We start from the raw sequence: 14,308 nt of genomic DNA, 5'->3' as shown, positions 1-14,308 counted from the left end.
CCGTGGCCGACGCCCTGCACGCGCCCCTGTTGCCGCCGCTGCGCGATCTGCGGGCGGAACTGGCCGCGCTGGCGGCGCCGTCGGCGGTGCTGGTGCTGCTGGTGTCGCGCCGGGATTGCCCGTATTGCCTGGAAGTGCGGCGCAACTACCTGGCGCCGCTGCTGCGCGAAGGCGATCCGCGCCTGGTGCTGCGTGAACTGGAAAGCGATACGGTGGAGCAGTTGGTCGACGCCGCCGGACAGCTGCAAGCCATCGCCGACGTGCTGCGCCAACTGCATGTGAGCTTCTTTCCCACGGTGCTATTTCTCGGCGGCGCAGGCCGCACGCTGGCCGCCCCCTTGCCCGGACTGGACCAGGCCGGCTTTTACGGCGCCTACCTGGAGGGCCGCCTGCAACAGGCGCAAGCCGCTGCCCTCGCCCCGCCCAAGGAAACCCTATGAACCTCGTCCGCCGACTGCTGTTGCTGGCTGCGGTGCTGCCCGTACTGACGGCCCAGGCCGCACCGGATATCGTGCTCAAGCCGATCCAGGCCAGCCCCCATGTCTACTACTTCCAGGGGGAAGCCGGCATGGCCAGCCAGGCCAACCAAGGCTTCATGTCGAACGCCGGCTTTGTCGTCACGCCGGCCGGCGTGGTGGTGTACGACGCGCTGGCCACGCCGGCGCTGGGCGCCGCCATGCTGCGGGCGATCCGCCTGGTGACATCGGCGCCGCTGAAGATGGTGATCGTCGGGCACTACCACGCCGACCATTTCTACGGCCTGCAAGCGCTGCGCCAGCCCGGCGTGGTGATCGCCGCCCACCGCAACGGCCGCGACTACCTGCGCTCGGACCTGGCGCGCGAACGGCTGGCGCAGCGCCGCGCCGAACTGGCGCCGTGGGTGGATGAACGCACGGAACTGGTGGCGGCCGACCGCTGGCTGGACTTCGCCGACGGCCAGCCATGGCGCTTCGAACTGGGCGGCCTGCACTTCCGCGTGATCGACAGCAGCGGCGCCCACTCGCCGGAAGACTTGCTGATGCTGGTGGAGGAAGACCACGCGCTGTTCGCGGGCGACCTGTTCTTCAGCGGCCGCCTGCCGTATGTCGGCGACGCCGACAGCAAACGCTGGCTGCAGGCGCTGGACCGCATGCTCGACGCCCAACCGGCGGTGGTGATTCCCGGCCACGGCCCGGCCTCGCGCGCGCCGCTCCAGGACATGCTGCTGACCCAACGTTATCTGCGCTACCTGCGCGAACAGATGGGCAATGCCGTGCAGGAGCTGCTATCCTTTGATGAGGCCTATGCGCGTACCGACTGGTCCGCGTTCCAGGACTATCCCGCCTTCGGCCAGGCCAACCGGCTCAACGCCTATGGCACTTATCTGCTGATGGAAAAAGAATCTCTGCAAACTGGCAAGGAGGCCAAATGAAACTCTTCCGTATCCTGTTGTTGCCCTTGATGCTGTTGTGCGCCCAGGCGGCGCAGGCCGAAGCGCCGCGCGTGGAAAAAGTGGTGTATCACTTCAGCGAGAGCGGCAACGCCATGGGCGGCTTGCGCAACATCCGCAACCACCTGGACGCCAGCCCCAATGCGCAGATCGTGGTCGTGGCGCTGGGCGGGGGGATCGACTTCATGCTCGAAGGCGCGATGGACAAGAACGGCAATCCGTACGAAGTGGTGGTGCAGGAGCTGGCGGCCCGCCACGTGCAGTTCCGCGTCTGCAACAACACGCTAAAAGCGCGCAACCTCGGCAAGGACAAGGTGCTGCCGGAAGCGACCATCGTCCCCTCCGGCGTGGCGGAAATCAGCCGATTACAGGCACTGGAAGGCTACGCCTACATCAAGCCGTAGGCGATATGATTGTGTTGTGAACCGGAACGAAGCTTGAATAAAAAAAGCTTGCCGCAGCAAGCTTAAATTTTCATCAATTCACGTGGCGTCGAAATACTATACTTCTTATCAAACTGCCGCCGTACCTGCAACAGCTTTTGCTCGTTGGCCTTCGCAACACTGGCTTGGGTGGACGGCGTCTGAGGTGTTTTCTCTGGAATTTTTGAGCTTTCAAGGATCACCTTGGCAAGACGCTCGAATTCTATAGTCTTCATGTTCTATCCCCGTATAAAGCCCGCTGACGCATCATGTAAGGCACATTCCTATCAGCATCGAAGTAATGTTTCCGCTTGATCCAAACCAAGCCTTCCGATTTAGTGATCACTGCGATATCAACGGGTCCACCGACCGATTCACTGTGAGTAGTGATACGCTCCTTCAACGATTGTAGCACGATGAGCGTTTCCGCCAGATGCACCATCTCCTGAATCGGGAGCGAAGCAATGACACGCTTCATTGGATGATAATGCACAGCCATCATCTTGTTAAGCCAATCATCTGAGAACGCGGTAGCCGATGCAGCAAGCGTTTGATCAAAATCAGCCGGAAGCGTATTGATGTTCTGTCCCTGCAGGACAGACATCACCAAATCCTTCGCACTTTGCTGATAGGCACGCTGAACCTCTGAGTATGTGTCCAGACCTACTCCGGTCGTAAACGTATCGATGGACGAGGTCATTGCAAACTGAAAAATTCCTGAAGGTTCATTGTGGCTAATCTCACAGGAGTTATTGTCATCCTTGGAGTACAAGAAGTCATTCTTTAAGAAACCATGCACCTCAAACTTAATCACCACCGGAAAATACTGGTCATTGCCAAATCCGGAGAACACTATGCCGGTTTGCGGCAGCACGCTGTCATAGCACTTGAACAGGTAGTTACAGGCAAGCTCCGCCAAGCCATCAATCGCCACCACGTCAGCAAGGCCTTCCGAATTCAGGTACTGAAGAAACGGCGCATAGTTCTCCAACTTCTCACGCACCTCAACGATTACGTCATTAATTGCGCCATCGGTAACACAAGCGTGCATTGGTCGTTGTGCCAGTTCAGCAGAAATATGTCCCGCATAGTTCTGCCACATAGCTTGCCGCTCTTGCAGCGATCTGCCCGCATCATCAATCCCTGGATCAGCTTCCCGCGCCCATTTAATCAGGTCTAGCGCGATCCGAAGCGTCCGTTCAAGGAGCTTGAAGTCCAAATCCGACTGAGGGAAGAAAAACGCCGCACGCTGAACAAATTCAAAGAAAGCAGCGGCATAGCCATGCAGCGATCCATGCTTAGTGGAGCCCAACTTATCGCGGAAGTTCTTAATGATAATTTCCCATGGCACCCCATCAAGGGTCGCAGTGCCATAAATCATTACGCCCACTGGTTCAAAACGAGAGAGCTGAAAAATCTTGTTGCCACCCTTGGAGTATCGCTCACTTCCATTGCCGCTTGTGGTGGTCACAGCGCTGTCCGCTGCGATCACCACCGCATATTTGTTCATGACGGATACTTCGCAAGTCATAGCCCGCCCACGAATAGTAGAGTTGCTCCGATACTATCATTCAAAATTAACAAGAGCCATCCGTGCGTTGCGCAATGACAACCAGCCCAAACAAATGGGGAATGGGATCTCAGGTCCGAAGACCCGACCAACCCGCGCCGAATTACACCAAATCTGTCGCGCCAGCCTGATGGAACACCAGTTCCTCGACCCGCTTGCCGTTGCACAGATGGTCGTCGATGATGCGGTCCATGTTTTCGGGCGTGACGTTGTAGTACCACGTGCCGTCCGGCTGCACGCAGACGATGGGGCCGCCCTTGCAGGCGGCAAAACACCCCACCCGGCTGCGCTTGACGCGCAACTCGCCGGCATCCAGTCCCGCAGCCTTGAACTTGCCGCCCAGACTGTCGAACAGCGCCTGCGACGCGCCGTCTTCGCTGCAACGCGGGCCGGTGCAGATCAGCAGATGGCGGTGGTAGTTGCCGATCTTCGGCTTGACGACGGCTTCACTCATGCTTCGCTCTCCTCGCCGGCGACGGCTTCGGCTTCCACCGGCTCGTTCAAGGTATCGCGGATGTAGTCGGCCGGCAGGCGATGGCGCGCCGCCAGCGTGGCGATGCTGTCGCCGGCCGCATGCTCGGCCTGCAGCGTCTCCAGCCAGCCCAGCAGGCCGGTGGACAGCGAACGGCCCGCGCGTTCGCCTTCGCGCGTGGCGCCGCCCTCCTCCATGTCGTACTTGTTGGCGTAGCCGCGCGGCGTGACCATCAGGCCGTGGCGCACGAAGGTGTTGCTGTTGCCGATGAGGACGGTGCTGAGCATGCCGATGTCGGCGTCCGCCATCGAGTCCAGCGTGGTGAAGACGATGTTCTGACGGCGCCGGTAGCCGCTCTTGACGATGGCCACCGGCGTGTCGGCGCGGCGGTGGCGCAGGAACAGGCGCTGCGCCTCCAGGATCTGGCGCGTGCGGCGCCCGCTCTTCGGGTTGTACAGCGCGACGACGAAGTCGGCCATCGCCACCGCGTCCAGCCGGCGGGCGATGGTCGGCCACGGCGTCAGCAGGTCCGACAGCGAGATCGCGCAGAAGTCGTGCGTCAGCGGCGCGCCGACCAGCGCGGCGCAGCTGTTGAGCGCCGAGGCGCCGGGGATGATCTCGACCTGCACCGCATCGTCCGGCGTCCAGCCGGACTGGAACAGCACCTCGAAGGTCGGCCCGGCCATGCCGTACACGCCGGCGTCGCCCGACGAAATCAGCGCCACCTTCTTGCCCGCGCGCGCCGCCTCCAGCGCGCTGACGGCGCGGTCCAGCTCTTCGGTCATCGACTTGCGGATGATCTCCTTGCCTTCGATCAGATCGGCCACCAGCTTGATGTAGGTGACGTAGCCGATCACGACGTCCGCTTCGGCGATGGCGTCGCGGGCGCGCTTGGTCATGTGGTCGACGCTGCCGGGTCCTATGCCCACCAACATGATCTTGCCGGCGGTCGGGACGTATGCTTGGTTCATGGTTGTTTCCTTGCGATGGAGACGGTGGCGTTGCGGCCATCCGCTCCTTTGAGTTTATGTTTTTCGACGACCAGCGCGGTCATCGGCGTATCCGGTCCGGCGGCCAGCAGCGCCGCCGCTTCGCTCACCGACGGCGTGCCGGTGTAGCGGCGCACGGTTTCCGACGGGTGCGGCACTTCCACGGCGGCCAGTTCCTGCGCTTCGTAGAAATGCAGCGGCCAGCCGTTTTCCGCTGCCAATGCCAGCAGCGCGGCTTCGTCCCGCTTCAGCGCGATGCTGGCGGCGGCCACCACTTGCCCGGCATGCGCGCCGGCGTCGGCCAGCGCCGCCTGCACGGCCTCGCGCAGCGTTTCCAGCAGCACGCCACGGTCGCAGCCCAGGCCCAAGGTGAATTGCGTCATACCGCCCCTTCCAGCGGCGGGCGGTAGACCACCAGACGTTCGGTCAGCGCATCCCAGCGCTCGGCCGGGACCTCGGCGTGCGTGACCCACAGCAGCGCCGCATAACGGTCCAGCGGCACCTCGTCGAAGCGCGCAAAGCGGTGGATGTTGTCCGGCAGCGGCGTGGGACGGGTCCACCAGTCCGGGCTGCCCGCCTCCTGCACGAAGGCGACCGGCTCGCCGTTGACCACGTGGGCGGACACGCGCGTGATGTTGATCTTCGGCGCCTCCACCTTCCAGCCCAGGTGGCGGCCGAGGATATCGACCGGTATCGTGCGGCCGACGTCGGACGCGGTGGTCAGCACCGGCGCGGCGCCCAGCAGGTCGGCCACCCGCTCGCTCCACTCGTTGGCGCCGCCGACATGGCCCGACAGCACCGGAATCACGTACTGGCCGGCGTCGTCGACGACGATGATGCCGGGGTCCTCGTCCTTGCTGCGCAGGTGCGGCGCGATCAGGCGCACCACCGCGCCCAGCGAAACGAAGAAGATGATCTGATCGTAGCCGGCGAACAGCGGGCCGATCTCGTCGCGCAGCGCGCCGTCGTAGGCGCGCACGGTGTTGCTGGCTTGCGCAAACACGGCGGCAAATTTGGCCGAGGTGCAGATGTCGGCCTGCGGCAGGTCGGCGGCCAGGCGCGCGGCCTGTGCGGCGCCATGCTTGGTGATGGCCACCAGGCAGACGCGCGGTGCTTCGGGGGGGATGGGTGCGTTGCTCATGCGGTCTCCGTGGATAGTGGTTGAGGGCTGTCTTTCTTCAGGCAGCCTTTGATGCGTTCGCCGCGGATGCGGTGTCCGTGCTTGACGATCAGCAGCGACAGGTAGCTGACTTTGGTGCCGCGCAGGGCCAGGATGTCGTCGCCGCTGAAGCGGCGTTCGTCGGGCGCGCCGACGCGTTCGATGAAGTGGGCGCCGGCCAGCAGGCCACGTCGTTCGAGCCAGTCGATCAGTTCATCCATCAATGGCTTGACCTTCATCAGCACCAGCGTGTCGAAGTCGGGCAGCAGGCGCTCGACCGCGCTGACGCCGTAGGCTGCCGGTACGATGGCGACCGTGTCGTCCTGTTCCGCGAACGGCACCGGCACCTGCGCGCAGGCGGCGGTGAAGGCGTTGACGCCGGCGACGATGCGCACCGGCACGCCGTCATCCAGCGCGCTCACGGTGCGGGCCAGGTGGCCAAAGGTGGCGTAGGTGCTGGCGTCGCCTTCGACCAGGAACAGCACGTCGCGGCCGGCGCGCAGCCATGGCAGCACGGTGCCGGCGGCCTTGAGCCACGCGCGGCCGAGTTTTTCGCCATCGTGCGTCATCGGGAACAGCAGTTGGGTGTGCAGTTCGGGCGGCGTCGCGCCGGCGCGCTGCACGATGTCGAAGGCGTAGCTGGGCGTCTTGCCGCTGCGCGCCGGGTAGACCCAGATCGTGTCGCGGCGTTGCAGCGCTTCCCACGCGGCGCGCGTGATCAGGCCGGGATCGCCGGGGCCGAGCGAAATGCCCCACAGGGTGCCTGGCTGGATGTGCTCACTCATCGCCGGCCTCCCCGGCGCGGCGCGCGCAGACGATCCAGACCGGGTTCTCCGCCGCCATGCGGTGCATGTGCAGGATAGGCTTGCTGCGCGCCGCCTGCAGTTGCAGCACATCCCAGTCAACGCCATCGAGGGCCTGCAGCGTGGCGGTGGCGGTGGCCAGGTTTTCCAGCGTGACGAAGTTCATCACCAGCGTGCCGCCGGGACGCAGGCGCGCCATCACGCCGGCTATCAGCGTCGCCAGTTCGCCGCCGGAGCCGCCGACGAAGACCGCGTCCGGATCCGGCCAGGCGTCGAGCCCCTCCGGCGCCTTGCCGAGGAACAGGCTGTAGTTGCTGACGCCGAAGTTGGCGTGGTTTTGGCCGGCGATGGCGTAATCCGCCTCGTTCTTTTCGGTGGCGTAGACGTGGCCTTGCGGGCAAAGCCGCGCCGCCTCCAGCCCCACCGAGCCGGAACCTGCGCCGATGTCCCACACCACGCTGTCGGCCCGCAGCTGCAGGCGCGCCAGGCTGACCGCGCGCACTTCCTGCTTGGTGATCAGCCCCTTCTCCGGCTGCCGCTGCACGAACTGCGCATCGGCCAGGCCGAAGCGCACCGGCCGCGCGGCCGGCGTCACGCGCCACAGCAGCACCACGTTGAGCGCGGCGAAGCGCATGCCGGCCGCCTGCTGCGGCGTCAGCTCCGCCACCACCCGCTCTTCCGGCTGCAGCAGGTTTTCCGCTACCGCCATCAGGAAGTCGTCGCCCAGGCCTTCCGCCAGCAGCAGGCGCGCGATGCGGTCCGGGGAATTGTCAGGACTGGTCAGCACCAGCAGGCGCGCATGCTGGCGCGCGGCCTGCGCCAGCGTGTACAGGCCGTGGCCGGGCACACTGCCGCGCTGCCATTCGCCGGCATCCCTGGCGTGCACCGAGACGATGCGCGCGTCCTGCCACGCCAGGCCGATGCGCGCGCAGGCCAGCTGCAGAGTCGACAGGTTGGGCAGGATGTCGAGCGCCTGCACGCACAGATGCTGCGCCAGATACGGCGCGATGCCGTGGCACAGCGGGTCGCCGGTGGCCAGCACCACGCAGGCCAGATGGTCGGCGCGCGCCGCGCGCACCCATTCCGGCACGTCTTTCAGCTTGCCGGTGAGGTCGTGGCGCACGGCGCCGGGCTTGAACTCGCGCGCCAGCAAGGCCAGCGTGCGGGCGCCGCCGATGATCACGTCGGCGCTGCGCAGCAAGGCCAACGCGGTCTGGCTCAAGCTGGCGATGCCATCGTCGAGCACACCGATCACGCGGCAGGGATTGGGGTCTTGTAGTTCCATGGTCAGGATTCTTCCGGTAGGTGGTCGATGCCGGTGCGGCCGGCGCTGGGCGGGCGTTCATGCGGCTCGGCGGGGGCCGACCAGACGTCGGCCACTTGCACGCCGCTGAAGTCGCACACCAGCACGCGCAGCTGGAAGGCGCGGCCGTAGCGGTCGGGCGCGGTCAGGGTGTCGATGGCCGCCTGCGCCAGCGCGGCGTGGAAGGCGTCGCCGAGGCCGCGTTCGACCATCAGCTCGGCGCCGAAGCGCGCGGTTTCGGCGGCGGCCATGGCGGCGCAGTCCTCGGGCGTGGCGCCGATGCGGCGGGCGATGTCGGCCACCAGGTCGGTGTCGACTTCGCTGCGATTGGCGTGGGTGATGGTTTCGCCCTGCGCGATCTTGGTCAGCTTGCCGACCATCAGCGCCAGCACCACCAGGCCTATGCCTTGCGCCACCACCTCATCGAGCGCGTAGCGCAGGAAGTCGCCCATCTGCACGAAGCAGGCGGACGGCAGTTCCGGGCGCTCGGCCCGCAAGGCGGTCATCGCGAACGTTTCGCTGCGCCCGCCCGTGGTCAGCGCCACCATGTCGTAGCCGGCGGTGGCGGCCACTTGCACCCCCTGCACCACGCTGGCGCGCCAGGCGGCCGTCGAATACGGCTTGACGATGCCGGTGGTGCCGAGAATGCTGATGCCGCCCAGGACGCCGAGGCGGGCGTTGGTGGTCTTCTTCGCCATCACTTGGCCATCCGGCACGCTGATGGTCACTTCGATGCCGTCCGCGGCCAGCAGCGCGGGCGCGGCTTCGCGCAGGTTGTCGGCGATGTTACGGCGCGGGACCGGGTTGATGGCCGGCCCGCCCACTTCCAGGCCCAGGCCTTTCATGGTCACCGTGCCGACGCCGTCGCCCGCCACATAGGAGACCACGCCGGCCTGGCCGGGCAGCCGGCGCAGGTCGACCGTCATGTGGGCGCCGTCGGTGCAATCCGGATCGTCGCCGGCGAATTTGACGACCATGGCGTGCGCGCGGTCCGCCTCGCAGCGGCCGTCGTGGATGGCGAAACGCACCCGGCTGCCGTTGGGCAGCAGGCTTTCGACTTCCGCCGGCACCTGTCCATGGGCGAGGCCCAGCACCGCCGCGCGGGCGGCGGCGGCGGCGCAGGCGCCGGTGGTGAAACCGGTACGGGTGCCGCGTTCGGCAGCCGCTTTTTCCTTCATGGCCGGGCCTTCTGGCGGGCTTCCGCCAGCGACAGCAGCGCGTGCAGCGCCGCCACCACCAAGGTCGAGCCGCCCTTGCGGCCACGGATGACGATCCACGGCACGTCGTCCAGGCCGGCCATCAAGTCCTTCGATTCGGCGGCGGAGACGAAACCAACCGGCATGCCGACCACCAGCGCCGGCCGCACGCCTTCCTCGCGGATCAGGCGCACCAGCTCAATTAGCGCGGTCGGTGCGTTGCCGATGCCGATGATGGCACGGTCCAGCAATCCAAGCCGGTGCGCCTTGCGCATCGCTTGCACGGCGCGCGTGGTGTCTTCGGCCTTGGCGGTTTCGATGACGTCGGCATCGCTGATGAACTGGTGGGTCTTCATGCCGAAGTGGCCCAGGCGCGGCTGCGACAGGCCAGAGCAGATCATCTCCACATCGGCCACCACCGGCGTGCCGCCGGCCAGCATGGCGCCGATGCCCGCTTCCACCGCGTCCGCATGGAAGTCGGTCTGGCCGTTGAAGTCGAAGTCGGCGTTGGCGTGGATCATGCGGCGCACGATCGGCCATTGGGCTTCGGTGTAGGCGTGCGGTCCCACCTCGGCGTCGATGATGGCGAAGCTGTCGTGCTCAATAACCTGGCCGGCGCGCGTCAGCTGCTCGGTGACGGTGTTCACGCTGCTCATGCTGGCTGGCCCTCGTGGTGGGCGTGATCGTGGGCGTGGTCGTGCGCCTGCGCGGCGGCGTGGTCGTGCGTGTGCGCGTGCGAATGGCCGTGGCCCAGGTCATGGGCGATGATGCGATAGGTGCAGCCGTCGCAGGGCAGGCGGCTGTCCGGCACGCCGGCGCGCAGGTCGGTCACACGCTGGTCCATCAACTCGAAAATCTCGGCCTCGAAGCCGAAATGCTCGCCGCAGGCAAAGCGCAGCTGCGGATACTGCCCGCGCAAATGCTCCACTTGGCGGTGTATGCGCTGCATCAGCGTGCCGGTGTACAGGTAGTACGGCAGCACCACGACCTGGCGCACGCCCAGCAGCACCTGGCGCTGCACCACCTTCTCCAGGCGCGGCCAGGTGATGCCGGTGAAGGCCAGGTCCACCAGTTCATGATCGCCCTCTTCCAGCAGCCAGCGCGCCATCTTGGCCATCTCGCCATTGGCGCCGCGGTCCGACGAGCCGCGCCCCAGCACCACCACGCCGGTGGTGGTCGGATCGGGCATGTCCAGCGCGGTCATGGCCTTGCGCAGGCCGCGCTTCAGGATTGCCAGGATGGGATCGCAGGCCGTCAGGTGCGGCGCCAGCAGGATTTCAGTCTGCGGGCAAATGGCGCGCGCCTGCTCGATCGCTTCCGGTATCTCCATCTTGACGTGGCCGGCCGCGTTCAGGATCAGCGGCACCACCAGCACCCGGCGCGAACTGCGCGCGGCGCTCAGCAAGGCGGCGTTCATCTCGGGCGGCGCGAATTCGATGAAGCACAACTCGATGCGCCAGTCCGGCCGGCGCGCGCGCCACTGCTCCGTGAAGTCACGAATCTCCTGGTTCCCGGAGTCCTCGCGGGAACCGTGGCCGACAATCAGAATCGTCTCGTGGGGTACTGGGTTCATGCGCTCGCCTTTCTGAAACGATGGGTAAAGGTTGGGTCATACAACTTGGAGCGCGCCAGGGTTTCCCAGTGCAGCGCGCCCAGCGTGGGGCTGGCGACGATCATCGCCTGGCTGGCGATGCCGGCCTGCCGGCATCGCTGCTTGATGTCGGCCAGCGTGCCACGGACGATTTTTTCCTCGCCCGGCCAGCTGGCCTTGTGCACCACCAGCATCGGCGAGTCCTCGGCCCAGCCGGCGGCGCGCAACGCGGTTTCCACCTTGTGCATCAAGGTGATCGACAGGAAGATGCAGATCGTGCTGCGGTGCGCGGCCAGGCTGGCCAGATCCTCGCCGTCGGGCATCGGCGTACGGCCCTCGACGCGGGTGAGGATCACGGTTTGCGTCACCTCCGGCAGCGTCATGGATTCGCCGGCCGCCGCCATCGAGGCCATGGCCGAGGAGACGCCAGGCACCACCGACCATTCGATGCCGGCGTCGCTCAAAGGGCGTGCCAGTTCGATCAGTGCGCCGTACAGCGCCGGATCGCCGGTCTGCAGGCGCACCACCGTCGCGTGGCTGCGCGCCTGCTCGATCAGCCATGCGGTCATCTCTTCCAGCGTCATGTCCTTGGAGTCGCGGATGGCGCAGCCGGGCGGTGCGTACAGCGTCACGGCGCGGTCGACCAGCGAACCGGCGAACAGCACGGCGCCGGCCTGCGCCAGCAGCTTCTGGCCTTTGATGGTGATGAGTTCCGGGTCGCCGGGGCCGGCGCCCACGAACCAGATTTTTCCGAGGGATGTCATGCGATGCTTGCTCCTGAGGGTTGTAACGCGCGCAGCGTGTCGAGCAGCGCGTCGACGCTGCGCGGGGCGGGGCCGTCCGGCAGCACGCCGAGGGCCACCAGTTCCGCGTGCAGCGCCAGTGCGGCCGGCGGACGCTGGCCGGCGGCGTGCAGCACGTCGGTCCGCGCGGCCAGTTGCGGCGCGGGGCCGGAGGCGATGCAGCGGCCGGCCGCCATCACATGGATGTCGTCGGCCCAGCGCAGCGCGAAGTCGATGTCGTGGGTCGACAGCAGCACGGTCACGCCGCGCGCGGCGAGGCGGTCCAGCAGTGCGGTCAATTCGGTTTGCATGGGGGCGTCGAGGCCGGCCATGGGTTCGTCCAGCAGCAGCACCTGCGGCTCCATCGCCAGCACGCCGGCGATGCAGACGCGCTTTTTCTGGCCGAAGCTCAGTTGGTGCACGGCGCGGCGCGCATGGCCGCGCAGGCCGACGGCGTCGAGCGCCGCGGCGACGCGGGCGCGCACCTGGTCCGGCGGCAGGCCGAGGTTCAGGGGGCCGAAGGAGACGTCTTCTTCGACCAGCGCGGAGAACAGCTGGCGGTCCGGGTTCTGGAACACCAGGCCGACGCGGCTGCGCAGCGCGGTCAATCCGCTGCGGCTGTAGTCGTAGGGCTGGCCGTCGTGACGCAGCACGCCCGCCGTGGGACGCAGCAAGCCGTTCAGGTGCTGCAGCACCGTGGTCTTGCCGGCGCCGTTGGCGCCCAGCAGCGCATAGCGGCGGCCGCGTTGCAGCGCCAGCGTGCAGTCGCGCAGGCCGGCGCTGCCATCCGGGTAGACGTGATCGACCGCCTGCAGTTCAAGTTGCGGCGCGCTCACAGGCGGTCTCCCAGCGCGATCGCCAGCATCAGCGCGCCGGCCAGCGCGGCCCGGGCCTGTTGGCGCCGGGCGTGCGGGTAGACGGTGGGCAGGAAACGCAGCGTGCCCTGGCAGGCGCGGGCGTCGGCGGCCATTTGCAGCGCGGCGGCGCGTTGCCATACCTGGACAGCCATCTGCCCCGCCAGCAGGCCAGTGGAGCGCCACGCCTGGCGCCAGTTGCGATAACCAAGGCGGGCGTTTTGCGCGGTGATACCTTCGTCCCAGGCCTGGCGCATGACGAACAGCATGCGGTAGCACAGCACCATCAGGTCGAGCAGCAGTTCGGGCGTGCGCAGGCGCCGCAGCAGGTTGAGCAGGTCCGGCAGCGGCGTCGTCAGCACCAGGCCGAGCAGCGCGGCCAGCATGGCCAGCGAGCGCAGCGCGGTATGCTCGATGGTCGGCAGCATGGCCGTGGTGAGGCGCCAGCGGCCGTCGGCGTCCTGCCCGGCCAGCATGGTCAGGCAGGACAGCAGCAGGAAGCCCAGCGGCGGCAGCGCGACCCGCAGGTAGGCGCGCGGGTCCACGCGCGCGCCGAGCAGCGCGGCCAGCATCAGCAGCGCCGCCAGTGCCGCCAACGCGGCCGGGCCGCGCGCCAGCCAGGCGGCGAGCACGCCGGCCAGCGCAAACAGCGCCTTGGCGGACGGCGCCACATCGCGCCAGCGGCTGGCGTACGCCGACGCCTCAATCAGCACGACGGTCCTGGGGTGAGCGCGCGCGTTCGCGGGCCACGGACGTGCCGAGCCAGAAGCCGATCACGCCGGCGCCGATGGCCGCTTGCAGCGCGAACAGCAGCGAGGCGATTTCCGGGCTGGCCGGCGCCAACACCGGTGCGAACCACGGCTTGTAGCCGGGCGCGATGTCGCCGATGGCCCGCTGTGCGCGGTCGTCGGCGCCGGCAAAGATCGCGGGCGCCTCGGCGCCGGGCGCCGCCGGCGGCGCGCTCGCCAGCCACAGCGGCAGCACCGTCAGCAGCACCAGCGCCAGCCACAACAGAAAGGTGCGCGCCTTCATGCGCGTTCCTTGCGCGCGCCCAGCGTCATCACCGGCAGCGCACGCAGCTCGTGGGCATTGAAGCGCACCATGGCGTTCACCACCAGCACCGTCAGCAAGCCTTCGCTGATGGCGATCGGCACCTGGGTCAGCGCGAAGATGCCGGCAAATTTGAGGAAGGACGCGCCGAAGCCGCCCACCGCCGCCGGAAACGCCAGCGCCAGCTGCGCCGAGGTGGTGATGTACGTCGCCAGGTCGCCCACGGAGGCGGCCAGGAACACCGCCACGGAACGCGACAGGCCCAGCGCCGCGACGGCGCGCAGCACGCCGTAGGACACGAACGGTCCGACGATCGCCATCGAGAACACATTGGCGCCCAGCGTGGTCAGGCCGCCATGCGCCATCAGCAGCGCCTGGAACAGCAGCACGACAAAGCCCACCGGCACCATCGCGGTCGGGCCGAACAGCGCCGCGCCCAGCCCGACGCCGGTCGGATGCGAACAGCTGCCGGTCACCGACGGCAGCTTGAGCGCGGACAGCAGGAATGCGAACGCCGCGGCCACGCCCAGCAGCATGCGCCGCTCGGGATGCGCCTGCAGGTCGCGGCCGATGACGCGCAAGCCCCAGGCCAGAAAAGGTAAGGAAACGGCTGCCCAGCCGAGCGCGTGCGCCGGCGGCAAAAAGCCTTCCATGATATGCATTCGAATTCTCCCGTCGAATGGACTAT

The 14,308-nt window shown here is 67.0% G+C and carries 19 protein-coding genes; 3 read left to right on the top strand and 16 right to left on the bottom strand.

Annotated features, from left to right (window positions below):
* The first annotated feature begins 2 nt into the window (after positions 1–2).
* The 3 genes from AC07OK_RS10195 to AC07OK_RS10185 are packed head-to-tail and all read left to right on the top strand — an operon-like array spanning position 3 to position 1,833.
* Positions 3–440 (top strand): thioredoxin domain-containing protein, encoded by a 438-nt coding sequence (locus tag AC07OK_RS10195; protein ID WP_494690208.1) that lies wholly within the window; start codon positions 3–5, stop codon positions 438–440.
* Entirely contained in the window at positions 437–1,411 is a 975-nt protein-coding gene (locus AC07OK_RS10190) for an MBL fold metallo-hydrolase (protein ID WP_494690207.1), read from the top strand. Before AC07OK_RS10195 ends, AC07OK_RS10190 begins: the two co-directional genes overlap by 4 nt.
* Positions 1,408–1,833 (top strand): DsrE family protein, encoded by a 426-nt coding sequence (locus AC07OK_RS10185; RefSeq protein ID WP_494690206.1) that lies wholly within the window; start codon positions 1,408–1,410, stop codon positions 1,831–1,833. Before AC07OK_RS10190 ends, AC07OK_RS10185 begins: the two co-directional genes overlap by 4 nt.
* 62 nt (positions 1,834–1,895) lie before the next feature.
* Here AC07OK_RS10185 and AC07OK_RS10180 read toward each other — a convergent pair whose 3' ends face one another.
* From AC07OK_RS10180 to AC07OK_RS10105, 16 genes are all read right to left on the bottom strand, one after another.
* On the bottom strand, positions 1,896–2,087 hold the full coding sequence (locus tag AC07OK_RS10180) for a hypothetical protein (protein ID WP_494690205.1): 192 nt from the start codon (positions 2,085–2,087) through the stop codon (positions 1,896–1,898).
* The gene (locus AC07OK_RS10175; RefSeq protein ID WP_494690204.1) at positions 2,084–3,361 is read right to left on the bottom strand and encodes a hypothetical protein; all 1,278 of its coding nucleotides are present in this window, start codon (positions 3,359–3,361) and stop codon (positions 2,084–2,086) included. Before AC07OK_RS10175 ends, AC07OK_RS10180 begins: the two co-directional genes overlap by 4 nt.
* A 163-nt stretch (positions 3,362–3,524) precedes the next feature.
* Positions 3,525–3,875: a (2Fe-2S) ferredoxin domain-containing protein gene (locus AC07OK_RS10170; protein ID WP_494690203.1), complete on the bottom strand. Its 351-nt coding sequence runs from the start codon at positions 3,873–3,875 to the stop codon at positions 3,525–3,527.
* Positions 3,872–4,864 (bottom strand): precorrin-3B C(17)-methyltransferase, encoded by a 993-nt coding sequence (gene cobJ / locus AC07OK_RS10165; RefSeq protein ID WP_494690202.1) that lies wholly within the window; start codon positions 4,862–4,864, stop codon positions 3,872–3,874. The genes AC07OK_RS10170 and cobJ overlap by 4 nt, the downstream gene beginning before the upstream one ends.
* Positions 4,861–5,265, bottom strand: coding sequence for a cobalamin biosynthesis protein (locus AC07OK_RS10160; RefSeq protein ID WP_494690201.1), 405 nt, complete (start codon positions 5,263–5,265; stop codon positions 4,861–4,863). The genes cobJ and AC07OK_RS10160 overlap by 4 nt, the downstream gene beginning before the upstream one ends.
* Positions 5,262–6,023, bottom strand: a complete 762-nt coding sequence (locus tag AC07OK_RS10155; RefSeq protein WP_494690200.1) for a cobalamin biosynthesis central domain-containing protein — start codon at positions 6,021–6,023, stop codon at positions 5,262–5,264. The genes AC07OK_RS10160 and AC07OK_RS10155 overlap by 4 nt, the downstream gene beginning before the upstream one ends.
* The gene (gene cobI, locus AC07OK_RS10150) at positions 6,020–6,826 is read right to left on the bottom strand and encodes a precorrin-2 C(20)-methyltransferase (RefSeq protein WP_494690199.1); all 807 of its coding nucleotides are present in this window, start codon (positions 6,824–6,826) and stop codon (positions 6,020–6,022) included. The genes AC07OK_RS10155 and cobI overlap by 4 nt, the downstream gene beginning before the upstream one ends.
* Positions 6,819–8,129 (bottom strand): precorrin-6y C5,15-methyltransferase (decarboxylating) subunit CbiE, encoded by a 1,311-nt coding sequence (gene cbiE / locus AC07OK_RS10145; protein ID WP_494690198.1) that lies wholly within the window; start codon positions 8,127–8,129, stop codon positions 6,819–6,821. Before cbiE ends, cobI begins: the two co-directional genes overlap by 8 nt.
* A 2-nt stretch (positions 8,130–8,131) precedes the next feature.
* Positions 8,132–9,325: a cobalt-precorrin-5B (C(1))-methyltransferase gene (locus AC07OK_RS10140; protein WP_494690197.1), complete on the bottom strand. Its 1,194-nt coding sequence runs from the start codon at positions 9,323–9,325 to the stop codon at positions 8,132–8,134.
* Entirely contained in the window at positions 9,322–9,999 is a 678-nt protein-coding gene (locus AC07OK_RS10135) for a precorrin-8X methylmutase (RefSeq protein WP_494690196.1), read from the bottom strand. Before AC07OK_RS10135 ends, AC07OK_RS10140 begins: the two co-directional genes overlap by 4 nt.
* A complete protein-coding gene (locus AC07OK_RS10130) occupies positions 9,996–10,916 on the bottom strand; it encodes a sirohydrochlorin chelatase (RefSeq protein ID WP_494690195.1) in 921 nt (306 codons plus the stop codon). The genes AC07OK_RS10135 and AC07OK_RS10130 overlap by 4 nt, the downstream gene beginning before the upstream one ends.
* On the bottom strand, positions 10,913–11,698 hold the full coding sequence (cobM, locus tag AC07OK_RS10125) for a precorrin-4 C(11)-methyltransferase (RefSeq protein ID WP_494690194.1): 786 nt from the start codon (positions 11,696–11,698) through the stop codon (positions 10,913–10,915). Before cobM ends, AC07OK_RS10130 begins: the two co-directional genes overlap by 4 nt.
* Complete coding sequence (locus AC07OK_RS10120; RefSeq protein WP_494690193.1) at positions 11,695–12,552, bottom strand: energy-coupling factor ABC transporter ATP-binding protein; 858 nt, start codon at positions 12,550–12,552, stop codon at positions 11,695–11,697. The genes cobM and AC07OK_RS10120 overlap by 4 nt, the downstream gene beginning before the upstream one ends.
* A complete protein-coding gene (gene cbiQ, locus AC07OK_RS10115) occupies positions 12,549–13,283 on the bottom strand; it encodes a cobalt ECF transporter T component CbiQ (protein ID WP_494690192.1) in 735 nt (244 codons plus the stop codon). The genes AC07OK_RS10120 and cbiQ overlap by 4 nt, the downstream gene beginning before the upstream one ends.
* Complete coding sequence (locus AC07OK_RS10110; RefSeq protein ID WP_217941318.1) at positions 13,273–13,602, bottom strand: energy-coupling factor ABC transporter substrate-binding protein; 330 nt, start codon at positions 13,600–13,602, stop codon at positions 13,273–13,275. Before AC07OK_RS10110 ends, cbiQ begins: the two co-directional genes overlap by 11 nt.
* Positions 13,599–14,282 (bottom strand): energy-coupling factor ABC transporter permease, encoded by a 684-nt coding sequence (locus AC07OK_RS10105; protein WP_494690191.1) that lies wholly within the window; start codon positions 14,280–14,282, stop codon positions 13,599–13,601. The genes AC07OK_RS10110 and AC07OK_RS10105 overlap by 4 nt, the downstream gene beginning before the upstream one ends.
* Positions 14,283–14,308 lie beyond the last annotated feature (26 nt).

The sequence above is a fragment of the Duganella sp. GW821-FHT07G03 genome (assembly GCF_059418605.1).
Note: the sequence above shows the minus strand (reverse complement) of the source record. Positions and strands in the feature narration are given on the sequence as shown.

Coding starts and splice junctions, on each gene's coding strand:
- AC07OK_RS10190 (WP_494690207.1), top strand. CDS start 437: ATGAACCTCGTCCGCCGACTGCTGTTGCTGGCTGCGGTGCTGCCCGTA.
- AC07OK_RS10185 (WP_494690206.1), top strand. CDS start 1,408: ATGAAACTCTTCCGTATCCTGTTGTTGCCCTTGATGCTGTTGTGCGCC.
- AC07OK_RS10180 (WP_494690205.1), bottom strand. CDS start 2,087: ATGAAGACTATAGAATTCGAGCGTCTTGCCAAGGTGATCCTTGAAAGC.
- AC07OK_RS10175 (WP_494690204.1), bottom strand. CDS start 3,361: ATGAACAAATATGCGGTGGTGATCGCAGCGGACAGCGCTGTGACCACC.
- AC07OK_RS10170 (WP_494690203.1), bottom strand. CDS start 3,875: ATGAGTGAAGCCGTCGTCAAGCCGAAGATCGGCAACTACCACCGCCAT.
- cobJ (WP_494690202.1), bottom strand. CDS start 4,864: ATGAACCAAGCATACGTCCCGACCGCCGGCAAGATCATGTTGGTGGGC.
- AC07OK_RS10160 (WP_494690201.1), bottom strand. CDS start 5,265: ATGACGCAATTCACCTTGGGCCTGGGCTGCGACCGTGGCGTGCTGCTG.
- AC07OK_RS10155 (WP_494690200.1), bottom strand. CDS start 6,023: ATGAGCAACGCACCCATCCCCCCCGAAGCACCGCGCGTCTGCCTGGTG.
- cobI (WP_494690199.1), bottom strand. CDS start 6,826: ATGAGTGAGCACATCCAGCCAGGCACCCTGTGGGGCATTTCGCTCGGC.
- cbiE (WP_494690198.1), bottom strand. CDS start 8,129: ATGGAACTACAAGACCCCAATCCCTGCCGCGTGATCGGTGTGCTCGAC.
- AC07OK_RS10140 (WP_494690197.1), bottom strand. CDS start 9,325: ATGAAGGAAAAAGCGGCTGCCGAACGCGGCACCCGTACCGGTTTCACC.
- AC07OK_RS10135 (WP_494690196.1), bottom strand. CDS start 9,999: ATGAGCAGCGTGAACACCGTCACCGAGCAGCTGACGCGCGCCGGCCAG.
- AC07OK_RS10130 (WP_494690195.1), bottom strand. CDS start 10,916: ATGAACCCAGTACCCCACGAGACGATTCTGATTGTCGGCCACGGTTCC.
- cobM (WP_494690194.1), bottom strand. CDS start 11,698: ATGACATCCCTCGGAAAAATCTGGTTCGTGGGCGCCGGCCCCGGCGAC.
- AC07OK_RS10110 (WP_217941318.1), bottom strand. CDS start 13,602: ATGAAGGCGCGCACCTTTCTGTTGTGGCTGGCGCTGGTGCTGCTGACG.
- AC07OK_RS10105 (WP_494690191.1), bottom strand. CDS start 14,282: ATGCATATCATGGAAGGCTTTTTGCCGCCGGCGCACGCGCTCGGCTGG.